The sequence below is a fragment of the Bradyrhizobium sp. USDA 3315 genome (genome assembly GCF_054056795.1).
Map to the genome: position 1 here is coordinate 3,447,398 of NZ_JBSRYP010000001.1, position 22,636 is coordinate 3,470,033.

Annotated in this window: 26 protein-coding genes; 16 read left to right on the top strand and 10 right to left on the bottom strand. The window is 65.0% G+C overall.

Annotated features, from left to right (window positions below):
• Positions 1-279 precede the first annotated feature (279 nt).
• A complete protein-coding gene (locus ACVIYL_RS15870; RefSeq protein ID WP_016842683.1) occupies positions 280-1,053 on the bottom strand; it encodes a helix-turn-helix transcriptional regulator in 774 nt (257 codons plus the stop codon).
• 81 nt (positions 1,054-1,134) lie between these two features.
• Here ACVIYL_RS15870 and ACVIYL_RS15875 point away from each other — a divergent pair, with 81 nt between their 5' ends.
• From ACVIYL_RS15875 to ACVIYL_RS15885, 3 genes are read left to right on the top strand one after another with little or no spacing between them, the layout of a single operon-like run.
• The gene (locus tag ACVIYL_RS15875) at positions 1,135-1,791 is read left to right on the top strand and encodes an acyl-homoserine-lactone synthase (protein WP_456779095.1); all 657 of its coding nucleotides are present in this window, start codon (positions 1,135-1,137) and stop codon (positions 1,789-1,791) included.
• A complete protein-coding gene (locus ACVIYL_RS15880; protein WP_456779096.1) occupies positions 1,751-3,115 on the top strand; it encodes a cytochrome P450 in 1,365 nt (454 codons plus the stop codon). The genes ACVIYL_RS15875 and ACVIYL_RS15880 overlap by 41 nt, the downstream gene beginning before the upstream one ends.
• A 38-nt stretch (positions 3,116-3,153) precedes the next feature.
• Positions 3,154-3,372, top strand: a complete 219-nt coding sequence (locus tag ACVIYL_RS15885; protein ID WP_016842680.1) for a hypothetical protein — start codon at positions 3,154-3,156, stop codon at positions 3,370-3,372.
• 69 nt (positions 3,373-3,441) lie between these two features.
• On the opposite strand, the gene ybaK is transcribed toward ACVIYL_RS15885, so the two are convergent.
• Complete coding sequence (gene ybaK / locus ACVIYL_RS15890; RefSeq protein WP_076829980.1) at positions 3,442-3,924, bottom strand: Cys-tRNA(Pro) deacylase; 483 nt, start codon at positions 3,922-3,924, stop codon at positions 3,442-3,444.
• Positions 3,925-4,271: 347 nt separating this feature from the next.
• On the opposite strand from ybaK, the gene ACVIYL_RS15895 reads away from it, so the two are divergent.
• The 5 genes from ACVIYL_RS15895 (at position 4,272) to ACVIYL_RS15915 (ending at position 9,170) form a co-directional block, all read left to right on the top strand.
• Entirely contained in the window at positions 4,272-5,564 is a 1,293-nt protein-coding gene (locus ACVIYL_RS15895; RefSeq protein ID WP_016842678.1) for an adenylosuccinate synthase, read from the top strand.
• A gap of 35 nt (positions 5,565-5,599) precedes the next feature.
• Entirely contained in the window at positions 5,600-7,150 is a 1,551-nt protein-coding gene (locus tag ACVIYL_RS15900; protein WP_456779097.1) for a hypothetical protein, read from the top strand.
• A gap of 199 nt (positions 7,151-7,349) precedes the next feature.
• The gene (locus tag ACVIYL_RS15905; RefSeq protein WP_028343492.1) at positions 7,350-7,784 is read left to right on the top strand and encodes a DUF5413 family protein; all 435 of its coding nucleotides are present in this window, start codon (positions 7,350-7,352) and stop codon (positions 7,782-7,784) included.
• A gap of 376 nt (positions 7,785-8,160) precedes the next feature.
• A complete protein-coding gene (locus ACVIYL_RS15910) occupies positions 8,161-8,529 on the top strand; it encodes a Crp/Fnr family transcriptional regulator (RefSeq protein ID WP_024582951.1) in 369 nt (122 codons plus the stop codon).
• A 92-nt stretch (positions 8,530-8,621) separates the two neighbouring features.
• On the top strand, positions 8,622-9,170 hold the full coding sequence (locus ACVIYL_RS15915) for a DUF4112 domain-containing protein (protein WP_456779098.1): 549 nt from the start codon (positions 8,622-8,624) through the stop codon (positions 9,168-9,170).
• 63 nt (positions 9,171-9,233) lie between these two features.
• Here the strand turns inward: ACVIYL_RS15915 and ACVIYL_RS15920 are convergent, their stop codons facing one another.
• The 6 genes from ACVIYL_RS15920 to ACVIYL_RS15945 all read right to left on the bottom strand — a co-directional run bounded on the left by ACVIYL_RS15920 (position 9,234) and on the right by ACVIYL_RS15945 (position 13,272).
• Positions 9,234-9,524, bottom strand: coding sequence for a hypothetical protein (locus ACVIYL_RS15920; protein WP_016844322.1), 291 nt, complete (start codon positions 9,522-9,524; stop codon positions 9,234-9,236).
• 224 nt (positions 9,525-9,748) lie between these two features.
• Positions 9,749-9,913 (bottom strand): DUF3309 family protein, encoded by a 165-nt coding sequence (locus ACVIYL_RS15925; protein ID WP_016844323.1) that lies wholly within the window; start codon positions 9,911-9,913, stop codon positions 9,749-9,751.
• 137 nt (positions 9,914-10,050) lie between these two features.
• Positions 10,051-10,428, bottom strand: a complete 378-nt coding sequence (locus ACVIYL_RS15930; RefSeq protein ID WP_253606911.1) for a hypothetical protein — start codon at positions 10,426-10,428, stop codon at positions 10,051-10,053.
• A gap of 224 nt (positions 10,429-10,652) precedes the next feature.
• The gene (gene msrB, locus ACVIYL_RS15935; protein ID WP_057017314.1) at positions 10,653-11,066 is read right to left on the bottom strand and encodes a peptide-methionine (R)-S-oxide reductase MsrB; all 414 of its coding nucleotides are present in this window, start codon (positions 11,064-11,066) and stop codon (positions 10,653-10,655) included.
• Between the two features lie 114 nt (positions 11,067-11,180).
• Positions 11,181-11,897 (bottom strand): peptide-methionine (S)-S-oxide reductase MsrA, encoded by a 717-nt coding sequence (gene msrA, locus ACVIYL_RS15940; RefSeq protein ID WP_456779099.1) that lies wholly within the window; start codon positions 11,895-11,897, stop codon positions 11,181-11,183.
• Positions 11,898-12,162: 265 nt separating this feature from the next.
• Positions 12,163-13,272 (bottom strand): ATP-dependent DNA helicase, encoded by a 1,110-nt coding sequence (locus ACVIYL_RS15945; protein WP_028343487.1) that lies wholly within the window; start codon positions 13,270-13,272, stop codon positions 12,163-12,165.
• Between the two features lie 218 nt (positions 13,273-13,490).
• On the opposite strand from ACVIYL_RS15945, the gene ACVIYL_RS15950 reads away from it, so the two are divergent.
• The 7 genes from ACVIYL_RS15950 (at position 13,491) to ACVIYL_RS15980 (ending at position 20,469) form a co-directional block, all read left to right on the top strand.
• Positions 13,491-14,696 (top strand): LLM class flavin-dependent oxidoreductase, encoded by a 1,206-nt coding sequence (locus ACVIYL_RS15950; protein WP_456779100.1) that lies wholly within the window; start codon positions 13,491-13,493, stop codon positions 14,694-14,696.
• A 313-nt stretch (positions 14,697-15,009) separates the two neighbouring features.
• Positions 15,010-15,960: a sulfonate ABC transporter substrate-binding protein gene (locus ACVIYL_RS15955; protein ID WP_456779101.1), complete on the top strand. Its 951-nt coding sequence runs from the start codon at positions 15,010-15,012 to the stop codon at positions 15,958-15,960.
• 41 nt (positions 15,961-16,001) lie between these two features.
• On the top strand, positions 16,002-16,955 hold the full coding sequence (locus ACVIYL_RS15960; RefSeq protein ID WP_456779102.1) for a sulfonate ABC transporter substrate-binding protein: 954 nt from the start codon (positions 16,002-16,004) through the stop codon (positions 16,953-16,955).
• Positions 16,937-18,118 (top strand): FMNH2-dependent alkanesulfonate monooxygenase, encoded by a 1,182-nt coding sequence (gene ssuD / locus ACVIYL_RS15965; protein ID WP_456779103.1) that lies wholly within the window; start codon positions 16,937-16,939, stop codon positions 18,116-18,118. Before ACVIYL_RS15960 ends, ssuD begins: the two co-directional genes overlap by 19 nt.
• A gap of 158 nt (positions 18,119-18,276) precedes the next feature.
• A complete protein-coding gene (locus ACVIYL_RS15970) occupies positions 18,277-19,023 on the top strand; it encodes an ABC transporter permease subunit (RefSeq protein WP_057017321.1) in 747 nt (248 codons plus the stop codon).
• 8 nt (positions 19,024-19,031) lie between these two features.
• A complete protein-coding gene (locus ACVIYL_RS15975) occupies positions 19,032-19,871 on the top strand; it encodes an ATP-binding cassette domain-containing protein (protein ID WP_456781836.1) in 840 nt (279 codons plus the stop codon).
• 7 nt (positions 19,872-19,878) lie between these two features.
• Complete coding sequence (locus tag ACVIYL_RS15980) at positions 19,879-20,469, top strand: flavin reductase family protein (protein WP_456779104.1); 591 nt, start codon at positions 19,879-19,881, stop codon at positions 20,467-20,469.
• A 26-nt stretch (positions 20,470-20,495) separates the two neighbouring features.
• Here the strand turns inward: ACVIYL_RS15980 and ACVIYL_RS15985 are convergent, their stop codons facing one another.
• The gene (locus ACVIYL_RS15985; protein WP_016844337.1) at positions 20,496-20,873 is read right to left on the bottom strand and encodes a hypothetical protein; all 378 of its coding nucleotides are present in this window, start codon (positions 20,871-20,873) and stop codon (positions 20,496-20,498) included.
• A 169-nt stretch (positions 20,874-21,042) separates the two neighbouring features.
• Between ACVIYL_RS15985 and ACVIYL_RS15990 the strand changes: the two genes are divergently transcribed.
• Positions 21,043-21,198: a hypothetical protein gene (locus ACVIYL_RS15990; protein WP_028333460.1), complete on the top strand. Its 156-nt coding sequence runs from the start codon at positions 21,043-21,045 to the stop codon at positions 21,196-21,198.
• A gap of 41 nt (positions 21,199-21,239) precedes the next feature.
• Here ACVIYL_RS15990 and flbD read toward each other — a convergent pair whose 3' ends face one another.
• Positions 21,240-22,625 (bottom strand): sigma-54-dependent transcriptional regulator FlbD, encoded by a 1,386-nt coding sequence (gene flbD / locus ACVIYL_RS15995; protein ID WP_456779105.1) that lies wholly within the window; start codon positions 22,623-22,625, stop codon positions 21,240-21,242.
• Positions 22,626-22,636: the final 11 nt, after the last annotated feature.

The following is a 22,636-nucleotide window of genomic DNA, read 5'->3' on the forward strand; positions in this document are numbered from 1 at the left end:
GGGCAACGTGCAGGATGATCCGCGCCTCGACGCCGGCCGGGCAGTCGCGCCGGACGAGCACCGGAGTGGGCACCCTGGTCCGGGATGCTCGCATCAGCGTCATCCGGCCACGGCCCTTATTATCAAGACCGTGCGCGAATGCAATCAGGGCGCGACAGGGGAGATGAACCCAACCCGGATGAGTGACCGCGCCACAGATCGCGGTGCTTGGTCCTGGCAGGGCGATGCGGTCGGCATGGCGGCAGCTCCGGGAGCGCCGCCATGGCTGCGCGGCGCCGCTCACAAATCGATGATTCCGAGCGCGATGCTCTTGGCCACCCCATGGGTCTTGTTGGATGCCTCGAGCTTCCGCAGCGCCTGCTTGATGAAGCCTTCCACCGTCTCCGGCGAAATGCCGAGGATCTGCGCGGTGTCGGCCACGGTCTTGCCGCGCGCCGCCCAGGCGATCACTTCCTTTTCCCGGCCGGTGAGCTTGATGGTTTCGGCGGCGTCCGCGGGCTTGAGGATGGTCGGCGCGTTGCGCTGGTCGCGGTTGACGATGTCCATCGCCCGCTGCACCCAATAGATCATCAACAGATGCAGTTCATGGCGATGGCAGACGAACAGCTTGTCGAAGTCGCGCGGCTCGTCTTCCCAGAAGAACACCGTCGAGCTCGAATGCACCGCGCCGAGCCGGTCGCGATAGTGGAAGGGAACGACGAAGCCGTCCTTGAATCCGAACTCCCGGGCGGCATCCATCGTCTTGACCTCGGGCGGTCGCTTGCGTCCGCTTCGCTCCGGCAGCTTCAGGCTGCTCCAGCTGAACGGCGTGTTGGTGCGTCGTGACCGCGCCAGCGCCGGATCGGCATGAACGAACTCGTTCTGCACATACGCCCGCTTCCAGGCGTCGGGAAATGTGCCGATATGATAGGGCAGATCAAGGTCGGGCCGGCCGGCATCGACAAAGGCAAAGCCCGAGAAGCCGTAATTCTGGACAACGCGATGCAATGACGAGCTGAGCTCGTCGATGGTATCCGACGCCTCGATGGTCGAAATCGCGTCTACCAGGCCCATTGACGAAAACCCCCGGTTTTAGGGGGTACCACAGTTAACCCCTTTTGTTCCAGATGTTCCCGCATTTGGAGGAAGGGACAAATGCTTCATTCATTGGACGGCTACCACGCCCTCATTACCAGGGAAGAGCTTGATCCGGCGCATGTCGGGGCGATGTTGCGGCTGCGCAAGCGCCTGTTCGTCGACCATTGCGGCTGGCTCCTGACCACGGTCGGGGATGTCGAACGCGATCAGTTCGACTGCTGGTATACCGAGCACTGCCTGTTGTTCTCCGGCGTCGAGCTCGTCGGCGGCTTCCGGGCTATCCGCACCGATTATCCCTATCTCACCAAGTCGGTCTTCCCGCAGCTTGCGCTGCGTCGCTTTCCGACCAGGCGCGACGCGTGGGAGATCAGCCGTTTCGGCGTGCTGCCGAACGTCGCGAGGTCGCAGGCCGCACGCGTGAACTACGCGCTGATGTTCCGCTTCGCCGAGCTGCGCGGAGCGAAGGCGCTCGTCGCGCTGGCCGACCTCTCCTATGAGCGTTTTCTCACCCGGATGGACATCCGCACCCGCCGCTACGGCCCGCCGCAGGTGATCGGCAATGATCGCATGGGCCGCCCGCTGACGGCGCTCGCCGGAGAAATTCCGCTCGGTCTCGCCGCCAATCCCGGCCTGACCAAATTCCTCGACCTTGGACGGCAATTGGAGATCCACGATGCTTCACATGTTCTCGGACGTTCGAGCATTCCAGCGTGATCCGCTGCGTCTGCTGCTGACGCGCGGCAACGAGTCCGCGCTGGGGCTGGTGCCGTTGCAGCTCGGTCCCGCGCCGGTGTTCCTCGTGAACGATCCGGATCTGCTGCGCCCGATCCTCAAGGCGCCGGAGACCGACATCGGAAAGGGCAAGCTGATCAAGAAGCTGACGCCGGTGCTCGGCCGCAGCTCGCTGATGCTGAGCGGCGAGGAGCACAAGCGGCGCCGAGCGGTGCTGCAGAAGCACATGGCCAAGGGCAGCGTCGAGAAATTCCTGCCGCATATGTGCGCCGAGATCCGCGCGGTCGGCGCCAGCCTGGCGCGGCTCGGATCGTTCGATCCGCACCATGTCACCGCGATGCTGGCGCTGCGGACGATCTGCGTCGCGATCTTCGGCTCCCAGGTGATGTCGTCCGGCGACGAGGAAGCCCTGGTTCAGGCGGTGGGCGCGATCGAGGACGATCTGGCGGAAGAGATGTTCCGCGCGTTGCCGTTCGGTCCGGTGGCCTGGTATCGGCGGCGCAAGAACCGGGTCTGTGCCAAGCTTGCGATGTCGACGGTGGTGCAACGTCTGCGCCGCAAGGCCGGCTCGAGCAGTGCGCTGCGCGATCTCGAGGCGCTCGGCCTGACCGATCGCGATCTCGAGGACGAGATCCTGACATTGCTGCTGGCCGGCCATCACACCACGGGTTCGACTGCGGCGTGGATGTTCTACCAGATGGCCGCCGATCCCGCCCTGATGGACGAGATTGCCGACGAGGCGGCGGAGTGCCTCGGCGACGACGGCGAGCTGCGGCTCGAGGCGGTGAAGCGCGCCAATCTGAGCGCGACGTTGGTCAAGGAGGTCTGCCGGCTCTACCCCAGCGCCTGGTGGTTCTCGCGCGAGGTGATGCAGCCGGTGACGATCGGCGGGCGCGATCTCAAGGTCGGCACCTCGCTGTTGATCTGCCCCTGGCAGCTGCAGCGCGATCCCCGGCATTTCGAGGATCCGGACCGCTTCCTGCTGACGCGGCGCTACAACACCGACGCCTACATCCCGTTCGGCGCCGGTCCGCGCGCCTGCGCCGGGATGGGGGTTGCGATGCTCGAGCTGCAACTGCTCGCGCTCGAGATCGCCGCGGCCTATCGCTTCACCGGCGTCAGCCCGAATCCGGCGCCATGGCCGAAAGCCTCGGTGACGCTGATTCCCCCGCCGATGACCATCGACATCGAAATCCGCGAGACGCGCCCGCGCATCCCGCATCTCGGCGACGAAGCCGAGCATCTGCCGTACATCCCAACCGTGGGTGCGGCGTCCATCAGCACACTACAATCGGTATCCCAATGACAACTCAGCTAACAACGGCCAGCGCCGGGCAAAGGGCCATGGATCAAGTGCAAGTGCGCAGTTTGCGCGACGTCATCGCTGTCTTGATCGAGCAGCGCAGCATCGTGAGGGCGGCCGGCGCGAGCTTCGCCGCGCATCTGCTCGACCTCGCGATCATGCAGCTGCGGCTCAACGTCAACGATATTACGGCGGAGGAATTATCCGGTCTGTCCGACTTCGTCGGCGCGGAGTTCATGAGGGACAAATCCTCGCATTGATCGCGGCGACCGGTCTTCGGATCAGTCTTGCGCAGGATCGGTCTCGCGCAGGATCAGTCTCGCGTAGGTTCAGTCCTGCGTCGCCACCAGCGGCTTCATCGTGGCGCCGGCGGCAAGCGCGGCGTCGTTCGGATCGATCTCGATCTGCAGGCCGCGCTGGCCGCCATTGACGAAGACCGTGACGTGGGTGAGGGCGGTCTCGTCGATCGCGGTCGGCACCTTCTTCTTCTGGCCGAACGGGCTGATGCCGCCGACATGATAGCCGGTCAGCCGCTCGGCATCGGCCGGGCGCATCATCCTGGCCGACTTGCCGCCGAGGGCGGCGGCAAGCTTCTTCATGCTGACCTCGCAGTCGGACGGCACCACGGCGCAGACCGGCTTGCCGTCAACCTCCGCCATCAGCGTCTTGAGCATGCGATTCGGGTCGACGCCGAGCGCCTCGGCCGCCTGCAGCCCGATGCTCTCGGCGCTGGAATCGTAGACATAGGTGTGAAGCTTGAAGGCAATGCCGAGCTTGCGCAGCGCCATTGTCGCTTGTGTGGAATTGGGCATGGACCCTGCCGGTTAATCTAGGTGAATGATCGCCGTAATAGGAGCTGCGATCAATCCACAGCAGGTCCGGCGTCACGTTGCCGTAACATTAAATTCCCGCCAGCCCGGCACGGCCGGGCGCAGCATGGAATTTAATGGGGATATCAAAGGGTTGTGGCCCGTCTAAAAGGCGTAAACGAGCCCCTTCTTGCTTGCGCAGCCGAGCCGCTTCCTTTATCCGGTAGGCGCCTTGCGTGCGCGCGGCCGGGCGCCGCGATTTAGGCTGGGCATATCAATGCAGGTCGCTGTGGGCGGACGCGTTTTCGCCGCGATCATGGTCTGAAACACCTGAAGGGAACATCTTCGCAATGGCCAATGTTGTCGTCGTCGGCGCCCAATGGGGTGACGAAGGGAAGGGCAAGATCGTCGACTGGCTGTCGGAACAGGCCGACATCGTCGTGCGCTTCCAGGGCGGCCACAATGCCGGCCATACGCTCGTGATCAATGGCGAGACCTACAAGCTGGCGTTGCTGCCCTCCGGCGTGCTGCGCCCGAACAAGCTCGCGGTGATCGGCAATGGCGTGGTGTTCGATCCGCAGGCCTTCCTCGACGAAGTCGCCAAGCTGAAGGGGCAGGGCGTCGCGGTCGGACCGGACAATCTGCGGATCGCCGAGAACGTCACGCTGATCCTGCCGCTGCATCGCGAGCTCGACGCCTTGCGCGAATCGTCCAACGCCATCACCTCGATCGGCACCACCCGCCGCGGCATCGGCCCGGCCTATGAGGACAAGGTCGGCCGCCGCGCCATCCGCCTGATGGACCTCGCCGACCTCGACACCCTGCCGCACAAGATCGAACGCCTGCTGGCGCATCACAATGCGCTGCGCCGCGGCCTCAACCTCGCGGAGATCGACGGCAAGAGCATCCTGAGCGAGCTGTCGGCGATGGCGCCGAAGCTATTGCCCTATGCCGAGACGGTGTGGCGGCTGCTGGACCTCAAGCGCCGCGAGGGCAAGCGCATCCTGTTCGAGGGCGCGCAGGGCGCGCTGCTCGACGTCGACCACGGCACCTATCCCTATGTGACGTCGTCCAACACGGTGGCGGCGCAGGCCGCGACCGGCACCGGCCTCGGCCCGGGCGCGGTCGGCTATGTGCTGGGCATCTGCAAGGCCTACACCACCCGGGTCGGCCAGGGTCCGTTCCCGACCGAGCTGAACGACGAGATCGGCGAGGAAATCGGCCGTCGCGGCAAGGAATTCGGCGTCAATACCGGGCGCAAGCGCCGGGTCGGCTGGTTCGATGCCATGCTGGTGCGACAGACTGTCCGCACCTGCGGAATTGCCGGGCTGGCGCTGACCAAGCTCGATATTCTGGACGGGTTCGACAGCATCAAGGTCTGCATCGGCTACAAGCTCGACGGCAAGGAGATCGACCATCTGCCGGCGGGCGAGGGCGCGCAGGCCCGGGTCGAGCCGATCTATGAGATCATCGAGGGCTGGAAACAGCCGACCGCCAATGCGCGGTCCTGGGCGGACCTGCCGGCCCAGGCCATCAAGTACGTTCGCCGGGTCGAGGAACTGGTGGGGTGTCCGATCGCCCTGCTGTCCACCAGCCCGGAGCGTGAAGATACTATTCTGGTACAGAATCCGTTCGAGGCTTAACGGGATATTACCTATATCCCTCCAATTGTGTGGAAATGGCTGACTACTACCCGCTGATCGCCCGTGCCATCGCCGGATTGGACCCCAACGCCCCCGGCGAAGCCCGCCGTGCGCTGTATGCGCGGGCGCGAACGGCGTTGATCCAGCAGCTCCGCGGCGTGCAGCCGCCGCTCTCCGAGTCCGAGATCACCCGCGAACGGCTGTCGCTGGAAGAGGCGGTTCGCAAGGTCGAGTCCGAGGCCGCGCAGCGCGCCCGCGAGGCCTCGCGTCCCGGTGGCGCTGCCGCTGTCCGCGGCAGCCGCGCCAATGCCCGGCCGCCCGAGCCCGGTCCCGCCGACACTGCCGCGCGCCCGCGGCCCCCGGCCGAACCCCGTCCGCCGCGCAATCTGCGCCCCGACGCGCCGCCGCCGGCCCCGCCGCGGCCGCAAAACCCGCCGGTCCCGCCCGAGACCCAGGCGCCGCCGGCCCGGCCGGGCCCGCCCCGCCGCGGTCCGGAAGGCGCGCCGCCGCCGGTGCCGCCGGCCGCGCCGGGCGTGCGCGGCTTCCGCGACATCACCGCCGATGCTGACGATCTCGGCCGTGCCGCGGCGCAAGCCAGCCGCAACGCGCGCAAGACCTACGCCAACGTGCCGTCGCCCTCGCCGGAATTCGACCGGCTCGAGCCGAGCCTGGAGAATCGCGGCGGCGATCCCGAGGCGCCGTATTCCTACGACGAGTCGATCGAGGAGGCCGAGCGCTACACCCCGCAGCCGCCGCAAGGTCCGCCGCCGCAGCGGTCGCGGGCCGGCAACGGCGAGCGCGAGCCGAAGAAGCCGCCGCGCGTCGGCTCGATGTTCCCGTTCAAGACCGCGATCGTGATCGGCATCCTGCTGATCCTGGTCGGCACCGGCATCCTGTTCCGGCAGCAGGCCATGACCCTCGTCAACAGCCTGCTCAAATCCTCGGCCCCGGTCGAGGCGCCGAAGGATGCCGCGTCGACGCCTGCGAGCAAGAAGATCACCGACCGCGTCGGCCAGCCCTCGTCGTCGGGCGAGACGGTCGCCCCGGTGGCGCAGCGCGTGGTGCTGTATGACGAGGATCCGTCGGATCCGAAGGGCAAGCAGTATGTCGGTTCGGTGGTCTGGCGCACCGAGCAGGTCAAGGGATCGGGCAACCAGAAGCCCGACATCGCCGTGCGCGCCGACATCGACATCCCCGATCGCAAGTTCAAGATGACGATGTCGTTCCGCCGCAACACCGATTCATCGCTGCCGGCGAGCCATACCGCGGAATTGACCTTCATCCTGCCGCAGGACTTCGCCAATGGCGGCGTCGGCAACGTGCCGGGCATCCTGATGAAGTCCAACGAGCAGGCGCGCGGCACGCCGCTGGCCGGGCTCGCGGTCAAGGTCACCGACGGCTTCTTCCTGGTCGGCCTCTCCAATGTCGACGCCGACCGCTCGCGCAATCTGCAACTCTTGAAGGAGCGCTCGTGGTTCGACGTGCCGCTGGTCTACACCAACCAGCGCCGCGCCATCATCGCGATCGAAAAGGGCGCCCCCGGCGAGCGAGCCTTCAACGAGGCGTTCGCGGCGTGGGGTGAGTAGCGGCCTTAGCTCTCGCCCCGGTCGCCAGCAATGTCGTCGCCCGGCTTCGTCCGGGCGATTCCGTATCGCAGCAAGATCAGCGGCTGTTGCAGCGCACCGACGCGCAGAGAGCTCCGGAACACCGCCGCGGCTTTCGATTTTTCCCTAGAACCGTCGCGCGACCGCGTTACACTTGGCCGACGTCGGGCAAGGGCACGCCATGAAACGCTATCTGATCTTCGCAGCCATCGGGCCATTCATCGGCGGCTTCCTGCTGCTGCTCATGACCACCTATCAGTCCGGCTACTGGACCGAGACCAGCGGCGGCGAGGTGACCAAGCTGCTCGTCGTGTTCGTGAAGTCGCTGCAATACAATTATCTGTTCGGCATCGTGCCGTCGCTGATGTTCGGTGCGATCGACGACATCCTGATGCATGTGAGGCGGATCGCGCCGGTGGTGCGGATGCTGCTCGTTGGTGCGGTGGCGTTCGTCGGCGCGGCGTTGACCTACGCCTCGCACGGCTCCGAAAGCGGCGCGGTGCAGTTCATCCTGTACGGAATGGTCGGCTTCATCCCGGGCGTGATCACGTCCTGGCTGGCGCACAAATATGCCGAAGAGCTGCACGCGCCGGCGCAGCCGGCTTCCCAGCATTAGGGCAGGTGCTCAGTACCAAGGGAAAAGCAGAAGTCGCGTTCGGCGACTTCTGACCCAACCGCGAAATGAGCACGTCGCGATCGGACAGGGGCCGCGCTCAACGCCCGGCGCGGAATAGATCGCCCCTTGCAGTAATCGTATCAGCGCGCGAGACGCCGGAGGTCCGGCTACCTTCACACAACTGTCACATCATCGTCATGCAAACGTAGTCCCAATGTCATGTCCGCGTTCGTCCTCGCGACCCGCGGCCGTCCGGGGCAGGGGCGATGCCGATCCCGGGCGTGCTCTATTCTGTGTTCGCGCATTTATTTCAGCCGTAGCTGCAGACGACCGGGACGTACCGATCTGCGTCCGGATTCGGGGAAAGGAATTTCGAGTGGCAGATGCAAGCTTCAGCCTTCTGACGGGCAACAGTATCGAAACGCGCCTGGTCCGAGCCGGCGGCATTATTTTTCGCGAGGGCGAGCAGGCCAACGAGCTCTTCGTGATCAAGAGCGGCTACGTGCGCATTCAGGTCGGCAACAAGACGATGGCGGATCTGGCGCCCGACACGATCTTTGGCGAGATGGCGTTGATCGACAATGAGCCAAGGAGCGCGACCGCCACGGCGCTCACGGATGTCGAGCTCGTCCCGGTTTCGGAAAAGCAGTTTCTCTTCCTCGTGAGCCAGACGCCGCATTTTGCCCTGAAGGTCATGCGGACGCTGGCGCAGCGGCTCAGAACCATGAACAAAGGCGTCTACTGAGGCGAGCACGGCAGAGCTTCGGGTAACAGGCCTTGAAGGTGACACAGTGGTAATGTGACGCAACTTGAACCGCCTGCCTGCGTTACCATGTGATGGCCATGCCCCGAGACGATATCTTCATGCCCCACGCCGCGCGATCGCGGCCGCCCTTTGGCGGCGCGCAGGCGCGCGGCAAGGTCATCGACCAGGACGGGCGCGAGCTCGCCGATGGCCCGCTGCATCCGCAGTTCCAAGGCTTTCAGGAAGGCTTTCAGTTCGACTTCCGCAACTCCACCGCCAATCCGTTCGGCAATCTGACCCGCGAGCAGCGGCTGCAGCGGCTGGAGATGATCGCAAAACTACTCGACGTCGCCTTCATCGTTCCGGGCACCAATGTGCGCTACGGCATCGACGGGCTGATCGGCCTGATCCCGGTGGTCGGCGATATCATCACCACCGCGATCTCGCTATGGCTGGTGCGCGAGGCGCGTCTGCTGGGCGCGCCCTGGCACATCACCGCGCGGATGCTCGCCAACGTCGCCGTCGACGGCGTGATCGGCATGGTGCCGGTGGCGGGCGATGCCTTCGACGTCATGTTCCGCGCCAATATCCGCAATGTGCGGATGCTGCGGCGCTGGCTCGACAAGCAGCCGAGATTGTGACCCTCAAAAACAAAAGCCCCCGGATCGATCCGAGGGCTTTTCGTTGAGCGAAGAGCAGAAAGCTTATGCGGCGTCAGCGTCGGTCTGGCTGGCGGCCGGGCGCGGACGACGCGGCAGCGGGAAGGCCTCGCTCTCATAGAGCGAGCGGATGCCGTTCTGGTCGAAACGGGCTTCCTCGACCTGGAGATAGGCGCCGTTCAGCGAGTCCGCCGGCAGCTGCTCCATCGCGAACTGCACGGCCTCGGCAGCGGTGCCGAAACGGCGGTAGGCGAAACCCGCCCGCTTCTTCTTGCGGATCGCGGCGGGGAACAGTTCGGCGGATGTGTTATAGTTGAACGGACGCAGGGGACGCATGGTCGACGACCTCTTGTGTTCTTTTCAGTTGGCGTTGCGAAAGGGATTTTGGGGGACGGCGGCCTATTATCGGCGGCGCGCCGTACATGTCATTTCGACCCCTAATATAGGCCTCTTTGACAAAAATGCGACCCCAGAAGAGCCCCTGACAGGGCACATGCTGAATCCGCGCATAGCACCGGCACCGGCCAGATAAGTCATTTTGTTTCAATGACTTATGGCTCTCAAATCTTGTCGAGCCAGGCCAGGATCGCGACCACGATCAAAATCACCCCGAAAAGGCCCATTCCGGAGTGGCCGAGGCCATAGCCATAGCCGCGAATTCGGCCGCTATAGCCGCCCAGCAGGATAATCAGCAAAAGGATGATGAGGATCAGTCCAAGCGACATGGCGCCCTCCTCAGAACAGGCGGCAGCCGCACGGCGAGACGCCTACGGCCCCGCGAACACCGAGCAAAGCACATTCCGGCCTGCGAGTCGTTAAGGCCGTCAGCCGATCACGAGGATGTTGCCGGTGGCCCTGGTGGCTATTTCCTGCCTTCGTCGATCGGCAGCACCTTCAGCGGGGTCGGATAGGGCTCGACCCGCAGCGAGTCGTTGGCGATCAGTCCGACCTTGTGCACCGGCGCCTGTTCGAGATCGCCGGAGGGGGACTTGTGCACGGCGTATTGCCAGACGCTCATCGTGCCCTTCGCAACCAGCATCTTGGCGATGCCGCCGGCATTCTGGCCTTCGACCTCTGCGAGGTCGGCATCGGTCAGGCCGATGACGATCTCGTCCTTGCTGGTGATGACCTTGAACAGCGAGATCTTGTCGGCAGCCAACGCAGGCCCGCTCACCGCGCTCCCGACGATGAGGCCGGCAAGACCGAGACCGAACAAAAGCTTTCCTGGAATCCGTGACATCAAAATTTCCTTCGTTTGACGCGCAGGTCACCACGGCCAAAACAAAACCCCGCGCGACCGGTTCTTGGTCGCGCGGGGCGGAGAAATTGTTCGACGTGAGGCCAGGATATTTGCCCAACCCACTGTCGTCATTGCCGGGCTTGACCCGGCAATCCATCGCAGAGAAAGGCTCTCTCCTTGATGGATGCGCGGGTCAAGCCCGCGCATGACAAAAATCGCAGCCGTTACTTCTTCTCGTCGAGCTTCAGCGCCGCCGAGTTGATGCAGTAGCGCAGGCCGGTCGGGCCGGGGCCGTCGTTGAAGACGTGGCCGAGATGGCCGTCGCATTTCGAGCACAGCACCTCGGTGCGGATCATGCCGTGGCTCATGTCGCGCTCCTCGTCGACATGGCTCTCGACCGCGGGCTTGGAGAAGCTCGGCCAGCCGCAGCCGGAATCGAACTTCTGGTCGGATTCGAACAGCGTCTGCCCGCAGCCGGCACAGACATAGGTGCCCTTGCGGGGATCATGCTCGTATTCGCCGGTGAAGGGCCGCTCGGTCGCTTTCTCGCGCAGCACGGCGTACTGCATCGGCGTCAATTCCTTGCGCCACTCGGCCTCGCTCTTGCGGACCTTGCCGTCGGTCTTGGTATCGGACATGGAAACTCCCTTGTTGGTTGTCATTGCGAGGAGGGAAGCGACGAAGCAATCCATCTTTCCGCTTGCCGCGGCATGGATTGCTTCGCTTCGCTCGCAATGACGGGAAGCGTCGCCTCAGTTGGTGACCTTGGTGCTGCCCACCAGCGTCGGCTTCTCGATGTAGTTCTCCGCGAAGATCTTCTTCAGGTTCTCGACCTTCGGGATGTCGTTATACGCAATATAGGGCTGGTTCGGGTGCAGCGTCAGATAGTCCTGGTGGTAGCCCTCCGCCGGATAGAACGCCTCCAGCGCGCCGACCTTGGTGACGATCGGCTTCTTGTAGACCTTGGCCGCGTTGAGCTGGACGATATAGGCGTCCGCGACCTTCTTCTGCTCGTCGCTGGTGGTGAAGATCGCCGAGCGATATTGCGTGCCGGAATCGGGGCCCTGCCGGTTCAGCTGGGTCGGGTCGTGCACGACGGAAAAGAAGATCTGCAGGATTTTGCCGTAGGAGATCTTCTGCGGGTCGTACTTGATCTCGACCGATTCCGCATGGCCGGTGGTGCCGGTCGAGACCTTCTCGTAATCGGCGCTTGCCTTGCTGCCGCCGGAGTAGCCGGACACCGCGCTGACGATGCCGGCGGTGTGCTGGAATACGCCCTGCACACCCCAGAAGCAGCCGCCGGCCAGCACCGCGGTCTTGATGCCGGATTCCGCCGCGCTTGCGGCGGGCGCCGGGATGATCACGGCGTCCTCGGCGGCAAGCGAGGGCGCAACGGCAAAAGCTGTGACGGCCAGCGCGCCGATCGCGGCGGCGCACAGCGAGAGGCGGCTGAGGGAGCTTTTGGGCATGGGTTCCTCGTGGGATCGCAATTGGGGCCAGTGTAAAGCGGGAGCCGGCATTGGCCAATCAGGCCGAGCGGCTCCGACGCTTCAAAATACGGGCGAGGAGGCGTTTTGTTACGGCGCCGGCCACACGGTTTCGTGAGGGAAATGCGCGTTTGCGAGCGTCATTCCGGGGCGATGCGAAAGCATCGAACCCTCAGGTGCGCAATTGCGCACCGAGAATCTCGAGATTCCGGGTCTGGTGCTTACGCACCATCCCGGAATGACGGCGTCACACCACCACGCTGAGCCGCTTCGCCGCCCGCGTGATCCCCGTGTACAGCCACCGCGCGCGCGAGTCCTGGAAGGCAAAGCTCTCGTCGAACAGCACGACGTCGTCCCATTGCGAGCCCTGCGACTTGTGCACGGTCAGTACATAGCCGTAGTCGAACTCGTCATAGGGCTTGCGCTGCTCCCATGGCACGCCCTCGACGCCGCCGTCGAAGCACTCGCCGCGCACCGAGACCTTGGTGACCTTGTAGCCGAAATCCTCGTCCGGCATCACGCGCATGGTGATGATCTTGGATTTCGACTGCGCGCGCGCCTTGACCCGCCACAGGCCGCCGTTGAACAGGCCCTTCTTGCGGTTGTTGCGCAGGCAGACCAGCTTGTCGCCGGCAACCGGCAGCGGATCCTCGATGTTCTGCCGCTGCCGCACCCGCATGTTGTAGGCGCGGCGGGTGTTGTTGCGGCCGACCAGCACCTGGTCGGCGCTCATCACGCGGTCCGGATCGAGCTCCTTGCGCGACACCACCTCGCTCTCGCCATGGCGGCCGATCTCGAGCTCGCGACCCTCGCGGATATCCATCGACATCCGCACGATCGGATCGTCCTGCGCCTGGCGGTGCACCTCGGTCAGCATCGCGTCGGGCTCGGCATCGGTGAAGAAGCCGCCGCCCTGGATCGGCGGCAATTGCGCGGGATCGCCGAGCACCAGCAGCGGGCAGTCGAACGACATCAAATCGCGGCCGAGCTCGGCATCGACCATCGAGCACTCGTCGATCACGATCAGCTTCGCCTTTGATGCCGGCGCGTCGTCCCAGAGCTCGAAGCTCGGCTGCTCGACGCCGGACTCGCGGGCCCGATAGATCAGCGAATGGATCGTCGAGGCGCTGTCGCAGCCCTTGTTGCGCATGACGAGCGCCGCCTTGCCGGTGAAGGCCGCGAACTTCACCTCGCCGTCGACACCTTCGGCGATGTGGCGGGCGAGCGTGGTCTTGCCGGTTCCGGCATAGCCGAACAGGCGGAACACCGGCGGCGTGCCATTCTGGCCGGGCTTGGCCTTCAGCCAGTCGGCGACGGCTTTCAGCGCAGTGTCCTGATGCGGCGTGAAGGTGGTCATGGGCTTTCGGAAGAGTGAGCGCGCGACCGATAGCGCCGCGACTCAGGCCAGCACAAGCTAAACATTCATGCGTTCCGATCAAGCCGTCTCCCGCTGCGCGGAATTGGGGTTTCGCCCCCGAGGCTAGACTTGATCCGGAGCGCCACTAGACTGCCCCAAAACAACAAGCGGTCGAGACCACGATAAGTGGTCGAAGAAGCGACCTTGGGAGTGACTCCATGAAATTCGGCATCTTTTACGAGCTGCAACTGCCGCGCCCCTGGAACGACGGCGACGAGCTCAGGCTCTACCAGAACGCGCTGACGCAATTGGAAACCGCCGACCGGCTCGCTTACGACTACGCCTGGGTCGTGGAGCACCACTTCCTCGAGGAATATTCGCACTCGCCGGCGCCGGAATCCTTCCTTGCCGCCGCGAGCCAGCGCACCAAACACATCCGGCTCGGCCACGGCATCTTCCAGCTCACCACCAATCATCCCGCCCGCGTCGCCGAGCGGGTCGCGGTGCTCGATCTCCTGAGCAACGGCCGCTGCGAGTTCGGCATGGGCGAGAGCGCCTCGATCACCGAGCTGACGCCGTTCGGCCGCGACATGGAGACCAAGCGCGAGGTGTTCGAGGAAGCCGTGCAAGCGATCTTCCCGATGTTCAGCAGGGTCGGCACCGAGCATCACGGCAAGTATTTCGATATCCCGCTGCGCAATGTCGTGCCGAAGCCGGTGCAGAAGCCGCATCCGCCGCTCTGGATGGCGTGCTCGCAATTGCCGACCATCGAACGCGCCGGGCAGAACGGCTTTGGCGCGCTCGGCTTTCAGTTCGTCAGCGCCGAGGCGGCGCATGCCTGGGTGCACGCCTATTACAACGCGATCACCAAGCGGCTGAAGAAGCTCGCCGACTACGAGATCAATCCGAACATGGCGCTGGTCTCGTTCTTCATGTGCGCGAAGACCGACGAGGAAGCCCGCCGGCGCGCCGACGGCGCAACCTTCTTCCAGTTCGCGCTGCGCTATTACGGCCAGGCACAGAACCGGCAACGCCCGACGCCCGGCACCGTCAACATGTGGGACGAGTACAACAAGTGGAAGCGCGACAATCCGGAGGCGCAGGAGGCCGCGCTGCGCGGCGGCCTGATCGGCTCGCCCGAGACCTTGCGCAAGAAGCTGCGGCGCTTCCGTTCCTCGCATATCGATCAGGTGATCCTGCTCAACCAGGCCGGCAAGAACACGCATGAGCACATCTGCGAGTCGCTCGAACTGTTCGCGAAGGAAGTGATGCCGGAGTTCCAGCACGATCCCGAGCACGAGGCCTGGAAGAAGGGCGTGCTCGGCGGCTCGATTAAGCTCGAGGAGATCGACACCCAGGCGTTCACGGACCGCTATGGTAAACTCGCGGTCAATGTCGGATCGAAAGCCGCCGCTGCGGGCTGATCGATTGCTGGAGCACCGGCTCTGATAATCAGAGCCGATGTTCCAGCTTCTTGTTGGACGCGTTTTCTTCACGCGAACCGGTCCCACTTCGCTCGAAAACGCTTCTGTACAGCGACCTCGCGTTTCCGTGAGGAAAATAATTCGCTACACGCGATCCGCGCCTTAAAAGAAACGGCACGCGCGATGCCAGCACCGAAGTGCTGGCATCGCTATTTTTGTGCGGTGCTCGACAGCTTCATTCGCGCGCCCCATCATCCTGACATCGCATGATCGTGCAGCGCGATAGCGCGCTTGATCGTCAGGAGAGTTTGGAATGAAGCGTCGTGAGTTCCTCCAGCTGTCGCTCGTCACAGCCGCCGCCGCTGCGCTGTCACGCGGTGCGAAGGCGCAGGCGGACGCGAAGGAAATTCGTATCGGCTACCAGAAGAACGGCGTGCTCGTTATCACGCGCCAGCGCGAGGCCTTGGAAAATCATTTCAAGCCGCAGGGCATCAGCGTGAAATGGGTCGAGTTCTCCTCGGGTCCGCCGATGATGGAAGCGATGAATGTCGGCAGCGTCGATTACGGCGCGGTCGGCGATTCCCCGCCGATCTTCGCGCAGGCCGCGGGCGCGGCCATCGTCTATGCCGCGGCTCAGCCCATCATCAATGGCTCCGGCATCCTGGTGCCGCAGAATTCGGCGATCGCGTCAATTGCCGATCTCAAGGGCAAGCGCGTCGGCTTCACCAAGGGATCGAGCGCGCATAATGTCGTGATCCAGACGCTGGAGAAGGCCGGGCTCACCTATGACGACATCACGCCGGTCTATCTGACGCCGCCGGACGCCGGTCCCGCCTTCGCCAATGGCGGCATCGATGCCTGGGCGATCTGGGATCCGTATTTCGCGATCGGCGAGACCAGGCAGAACGGCCGCATTCTGGTCAAGACGCGCGACATCACCAAGACCAATTCGTTCTACATCGCCAACCGCGACTTCGCCCGCAATCGCGGCGCGATCCTGCAGCAGATCGTCGATGTCACGACGTCGAGCGCGGCATGGGCGCAGGCGCATCCCGACGAGGTCGCCAAATCGCTGGCCGCCGTCACCGGCGTGCCGCTCGATATCCAGACCATCGCGGCGAAGCGGGCGGGCTTCTCGGTCGGACCCGTGACCGACGACATCATCGCGACCCAGCAGGGCGTCGCCGACCGCTTCTTCAAGCTCGGCCTGATCCCGAAGCAGATCGCGATCCGCGACATCGTCTGGCGCAATCCCCAGACCTGATCGGCGCGCGTTTGGTCATTTCCAATGCAGAGGATAGTCCCATGACGCGTTTATTTCGACGCTGGATCGCCCGCGCGGTGCTGTCGCTCAGCATCGTCGCCGCAACCGTCAGCGCCTCCTACGGCGAGGAGAAGGTCGTCCGCATCGGTTACCAGAAATACGGCAAGCTGGTGCTGCTCAAGAGCAAGGGCTCGCTCGAGGAAAAGCTGAAGGCGGCCGGCACCAAGGTGGTGTGGACCGAGTTTCCGTCCGGGCCGCCGCTGCTCGAGGCGCTCAATGTCGGCGCGATCGATTTCGGCAATACCGGCGAGGCGCCGCCGATCTTCGCGCAGGCCGCCGGTGCGCCGATCCAGTATGTCGCCTACGAGCCGCCGGCGCCGAAGGGCGAGGCGATCCTGGTGCCGAAGGACAGCGCGATCAAGTCGGTCACTGACCTGAAGGGCAAGAAGGTCGCGCTGAACAAGGGCTCCAACGTCCACTATCTGCTGGTGAAGGCGCTGGAGAAGGCCGGCGTCAAATATTCCGAGATCGAGCCGGTGTTCCTGGCGCCGGCCGATGCACGCGCGGCGTTCGAGCGCGGCGCGGTCGATGCCTGGGTGATCTGGGATCCGTTCCAGGCCGCGGCGGAGGCTGCGACCGGTGCCCGCACCGTCGCCGACGGCACCGGCATCGTCGCGAACTATCAGTTCTACTTCGCCTCGAAGAGATTCCTGCAGGAGGATCCGAAGATCGTCGAGCTCGTGCTGGCGCAGCTGAGCGAGGTCGACGACTGGGCCAAGGGCGATATCCACGCCGTTGCCGAGCAGCTGGCGCCGAGCATCGGCCTGTCGGTGCCGGTGGTCGAGGTCGCGCTGAAGCGGCAGGCCTACGGCATCAAGCCGGTCACCGATGCGGTGGTCGCGGACCAGCAGCAGGTCGCCGACACGTTCTTCGCGCTCGGCCTGATCCCGAAACAAATCAAGATTTCCGACGTCGCATGGAGGCCGGGCACGTGAGCACCCCAACCAACGCCAACATCCTCTGGTTCCTGCCGACCCACGGCGACAGCCGCTATCTCGGCACGTCAATCGGCGGCCGCGAGGTGGACTTCAATTATCTGCGCCAGATCGCGCAGGCCGCGGACCAGCTCGGCTATTACGGCGTGCTGCTGCCGACCGGGCGGAGCTGCGAGGATTCCTGGGTGGTGGCCTCTGCCGTTGCGCCCTGGACCGAACGCCTGCGCTATCTCGTGGCGGTGAGGCCCGGCCTGCAGTCGCCGAGCGTCGCCGCACGGATGACCGCGACGCTGGACCGGCTGTCGAACGGCCGCCTTCTGATCAACGTTGTCACCGGCGGCGATCCGATCGAGAACAAGGGCGACGGCATTTTCCTCGATCATGACGAACGCTACGCGGTGACCCGCGAGTTCCTCAACGTCTACAGCGATCTCCTGGCGGGCAAGACCGTCAATGTCGAAGGCAAGCACATAAGGATCGAGGACGGCCGCCTGCTGTTCAATCCGGTGCAGTCGCCGCGGCCGCCGCTGTATTTCGGCGGCTCCTCGGATGCCGGCATCGACGTCGCGGTCGACACCGTCGACAAATATCTGACCTGGGGCGAGCCGCCGGCGCAGGTCGCCGAGAAGATCGCCAAGGTGAAGGCGGTGGCGGCGCAGCGCGGCCGCAAGCTCTCGTTCGGCATCCGCCTGCATGTGATCGTGCGCGAGACCAACGCGGAGGCGTGGCGCGCCGCCGACGAGCTGATCCAGTACGTCACCGACGACACGGTGGCCGCCGCGCAAAAGATCTTTGCGCGGATGGATTCGGTCGGCCAGCAGCGCATGGCGCAGCTGCATGGCGGCCGCCGCGACAAGCTCGAGATCAGCCCGAACCTGTGGGCCGGCGTCGGCCTGGTGCGCGGCGGGGCCGGCACCGCGCTGGTCGGCGATCCCGAGACCGTCGCCGCGCGGATCAAGGAGTACCAAGACATCGGCGTCGATACCTTCATCATGTCGGGTTACCCGCATCTCGAGGAAGCCTATCGCTTCGCCGAATTGGTGTTCCCGCTGTTGTCGCTGGCGCAGGGCGGCAACGTGACGCCGATCCGCGTCAACACCGGGCCGTTCGGTGAGACTATCGGCAACGACTATCGTCCGCAGAAGCAGGCATCGCAATCATGAGTCTCATCGACAGTCTCCCGCGCCGCAAAGCGTTTTCCAGCGAAGTGGATGCCGGTTCGCGTGAAGAAAACGCGTCAAAACAAAAATCTGGAGCTCCGTTCCGATCCGATCGGAACGGAAACAGCTCCAGCGCGCCGAAACTCCCGAAGGTCGACGGCTTGATCCCCTGGATCGTGCCGCTGGCGATCGTGCTGGTGTGGCAGCTTGCCTGCGTCACCGGCTACGTGCCCTCGCGGGTGTTGCCGGCGCCGACTGACGTCGCGGTGGCGGGATGGAAGCTGCTATTGTCCGGCGAACTGGTCCGCAACATCTGGGTCAGCTTCTGGCGCGCCTCGATCGGCTTCCTGATCGGCGGCGGCATCGGCTTCGCCTTCGGCCTCGCCAACGGCCTGTCGCAGCTGTCGGCAAAGCTCACCGACACTACCTTGCAGATGGTGCGCAACATTCCGCATCTGGCGCTGATCCCGCTCGTCATCCTGTGGTTCGGCATCGACGAGTCGGCAAAGCTGTTTTTGGTCGCGCTCGGCGTGTTCTTCCCGATCTATCTCAACACGCTGCACGGCATCCGCACCGTCGATCCGCAGCTGATCGAGATGGGCCGCATCTACGGCATGACCGACGGTGAGCTGTTCCGCCGGGTGATCTTCCCCGGCGCGCTGCCCTCGATCTTCGTCGGCCTGCGCTTCGCGCTCGGCATCATGTGGCTGACCTTGATCGTCGCCGAGACCATCGCGGCCTCGTCGGGCCTCGGCTACATGGCGATGCAGGCGCGCGAGTTCATGCTGATCGACGTCGTCGTGCTCTCGATCCTGATCTACGCCTTGCTCGGCAAGCTCGCCGACAGCGCCTCGCGGGCGCTGGAGCGGCTGACCCTGTCGTGGCATCCCGCCTTCCAGAAGAAGTGAGAATGAGAATGCAAGAAGCGCTTCGTTTCGAAACCGCTGAAGCCGAGCCGGTCGACCGCACCGAGATCGTCGTGAAGGCGAGGCAGTTGCGGCGCGTGCCGGAAGGCGCGGCCCGCGGCCTGTCGCCGACCATTCGCGGCCTGCGCAAGGCGTTCGGCGACAATGAGGTGCTGCGCGGCATCGACCTGCACATCCCGGCCGGCCAGTTCGTCGCGATCGTCGGCCGCAGCGGCTGCGGCAAGAGCACGCTGCTGCGTCTGATCGCCGGCCTCGACGCGCCGACGGCGGGAACCATCGCCTTCGGCGAACCGCCGCGGGCGCAGGACGTGCGCGTCATGTTCCAGGAGCCGCGGCTGCTGCCCTGGGCGCGGGTGCTGTCCAATGTCGAGGTCGGGCTGGGGCGCGAGCGCTCGTCTGCTGATGCACAGGCGCGCGCCGAGCGCGCGCTGGTCGAGGTCGGACTCGGCGACAAGCGCACCCAGTGGCCGTCGGTGCTGTCGGGCGGGCAGAAGCAGCGCGTCGCCCTGGCGCGGGCCCTGGTCAGCCAGCCCCGCGTGCTGGCATTCGACGAACCGCTCGGCGCACTCGACGCGCTGACCCGGATCTCGATGCAGCAATTGCTGGAACGGGTTTGGCGCGATCAGGGCTTTACCGCGATCCTGGTGACGCACGACGTCGCCGAGGCGGTCGCGCTCGCCGACCGCGTGCTGGTCATCGAGGACGGCCGCATCGCCGAGGATGTTGCGGTCGACCTGCCGCGGCCGCGCCGGCGCGGGTCGGCCGAACTCGCCGCGCTGGAAGGCGAGATCCTGAAGCATCTGCTCGAAGGCAGCGAAGACAGTCTGTGAGGTCGCCATGAATTCCGTCGTCCGCAATGTTTCGATCGTATCAGCGGTTGCGGCCGCCGAATTCCGCGGCGCGATGCGTCACCTCACCGGCGGCGTCAGCGTGATCACGGCCGGTCGGGGCAAGGATATCTCGGGAATGACGGTGACCTCGGTGTCGTCGCTCTCAGTCGAGCCGCCGTCCTTGATCGTCAGCATCAACCGCGCGGCCTCGTCATGGCCGCTGATCGCGCGCCACGGCGTGTTCGGCGTCAACATCCTGGCCGCGGACCAGCGCGACATCGCCGAGCGCTTCACCGGCAAGGGCGGCCTGAAGGGCGCAGACCGCTTCACCGGAGCCGAGTGGACGACGCGCGCGTCAGGCGTCCCGCTGCTGGTCGGCGCGTTGGCCGCGGTTGATTGCGAGGTCGAGGAGACCATCGAACGGCATTCGCACGTGATCGTCATCGGCCGCGTGCTCGACGTGATCGCGTCAGAGCGCACCGCCGCGCTGGCATATTGGCACGGCGAGTATGTCGCGATCGACCATGAGGAGGACGCCGCACGGCTGGCTGAGGTCAGCCTGCCGTCGCGTCATGTTCATGTGCGAGGGCCGCGTTAGCGCGCCGTGCTTATCCGGATCGGACTTTAGAAAACTGCGCTCAGCGATGCCGGGCTGTCGATGATCACATTGCTGCCGCGGACGCCAGCCCATACAGCCTGGACGGTCTGAGCTGCATTGGCCAGCGGAATGCCAACGACGAGCGTGGTCGGGATGCGGCCAAAGCTCGACGGGGTCTCGTTATAGGTGAAGCTTGCGACGACCGGCGAGACCGTGCCATTGACGGTGACGCCGAACACGCCGCCCGGAATATCGTTGCCCGTGGCGTAGGGATTCGGAACGTTAAGGGTGATGATCGCGGTGGTCCCGACGCCCTCCGGAATCGTCAGGCTGAGGCCTTGCATCGGCGTTAAAGTCGCGGAGGTCGTGGACAGGGTGCCACTGGTCTGCGCATAAAGGGCCATATCACTCTCCAGTTGTCTAAGAATGTAAACGCAATAGGAGATTGAATAAGGCAACCTGCCGCAAGATTCAAGGGATGAACGGCGCCGAGGCCGGCGCGGCATGTTGGCCGTGGCGCTTTCCCAATCGGCGCATTAGATGGCGCGGATGTTTCGGAGAGGTGACGGTTCGATGAAGCGCGTGGGAACCTGGCTGTTCTACATCGTCGGTGCGATCGCCGTCGCCTATCTTGCGCTCTATGCCTATGTGACGTTCACGGGCCGCGACATCACGCCCGGCGATCCGATCCGGATCTTCCGCAAGCCCGACGCACCCAGCTATTCGTGAGGCGAGGCAAACGGCGGGACTTATTCCGCCGCTTCCCGTGTTCAGCCGGCGTTCGCCATGCGCTGATAGTCGGGCGCGCCATTGCCGGCCGGGGTGATCGGAATGCCGCCGTCGGCATATTCGTTCAGCTTGTTGCGCAGCGTGCGGATCGAGATGCCGAGGATGTTGGCGGCATGGGTGCGATTGCCGAGGCAGTGCTTCAGCGTCTCCAGGATCAGGTCGCGCTCGACATCGGCGACCGTGCGGCCCACCAGCGCGCGGGTGACCTGCTCGGCGGCCAGCGTGGCGTGCGCGACCGCGGGCGCGGTCTTGGCGAGGTCGAGGCGGTCGCCGTCGGGGGTCAGGATCGCCTCAGCGCCGATCTCGTCGCCCTGCGCCATCAGGACCGCGCGATGGATGGTGTTCTCGAGCTCGCGGACGTTGCCCTGCCAGCGGTTCGCGGTCAGGATGCGGCGGGCATCAGTCGAGATCGGACGGACCGGCATGCCGTTGCCCTCGGCATATTTCCTGGCGAAATGCTGCGCCAGCTCGAGGATGTCGGCCGGGCGGTCGCGCAGCGGCGGAATCTTCAGGTTGACGACGTTGAGGCGGAACAGCAGGTCCTCGCGGAAGGTGCCTTCGCGCACCGCCTCCGAGAGGTTGCGGTTCGAGGTCGCGATGATGCGGATGTCGACCGGGACCGGCTTGGTGCCGCCGACGCGGTCGATCACGCGCTCCTGGATCGCGCGCAGCAGCTTGGACTGCAGCCGCACGTCCATCTCGGAGATTTCGTCGAGCAACAGCGTGCCGCCGGTCGCTTCCTCGAACTTGCCGATGCGGCGCGCGACCGCGCCGGTGAAGGCACCCTTCTCATGGCCGAACAGCTCGGATTCCAAGAGGTGCTCGGGGATCGCGGCGCAGTTGATCGAGATGAACGGCCGCTTGGCGCGGGCCGAGCGGGAATGGACGTAGCGCGCCAGCACTTCCTTGCCGGTGCCGGACTCGCCGGTGATCATGACCGAGGCGTCCGAGCCCGCGACCTGCTGCGCCAGCTTGATCACCCGGCCCATCGCCTCGTCGCGGTAGATCAAATCGCGCGCGTCATTGGCGACCGCGGCCAGCACCGCTGCGATCAACTCGGGGTCCGGCGGCAGCGGGATGTATTCCTTGGCGCCGGCATGGATCGCGGCGACCGCGGCGCGGGCGTCGTTGGAGATGCCGCAGGCGACGATCGGCACGTGGATGTGCTCGGCGTCGAGCCGCATCACGAGGTCGCGGATGTCGAGACCGACATCGACCAGCAGGAGGTCGGCGCCCTTGCCGCCGCGCAGCACGTTCATCGCCTGTTCGGCGGCCTCGGCGTGGGTCACGGAGGCGCCGTTGTCCATCGCGATCTTGGTCGCGGTCGTGAGCTGGCCCTTCAGGGTGCCAACGATGAGAAGCCGCATGATGATCTCCT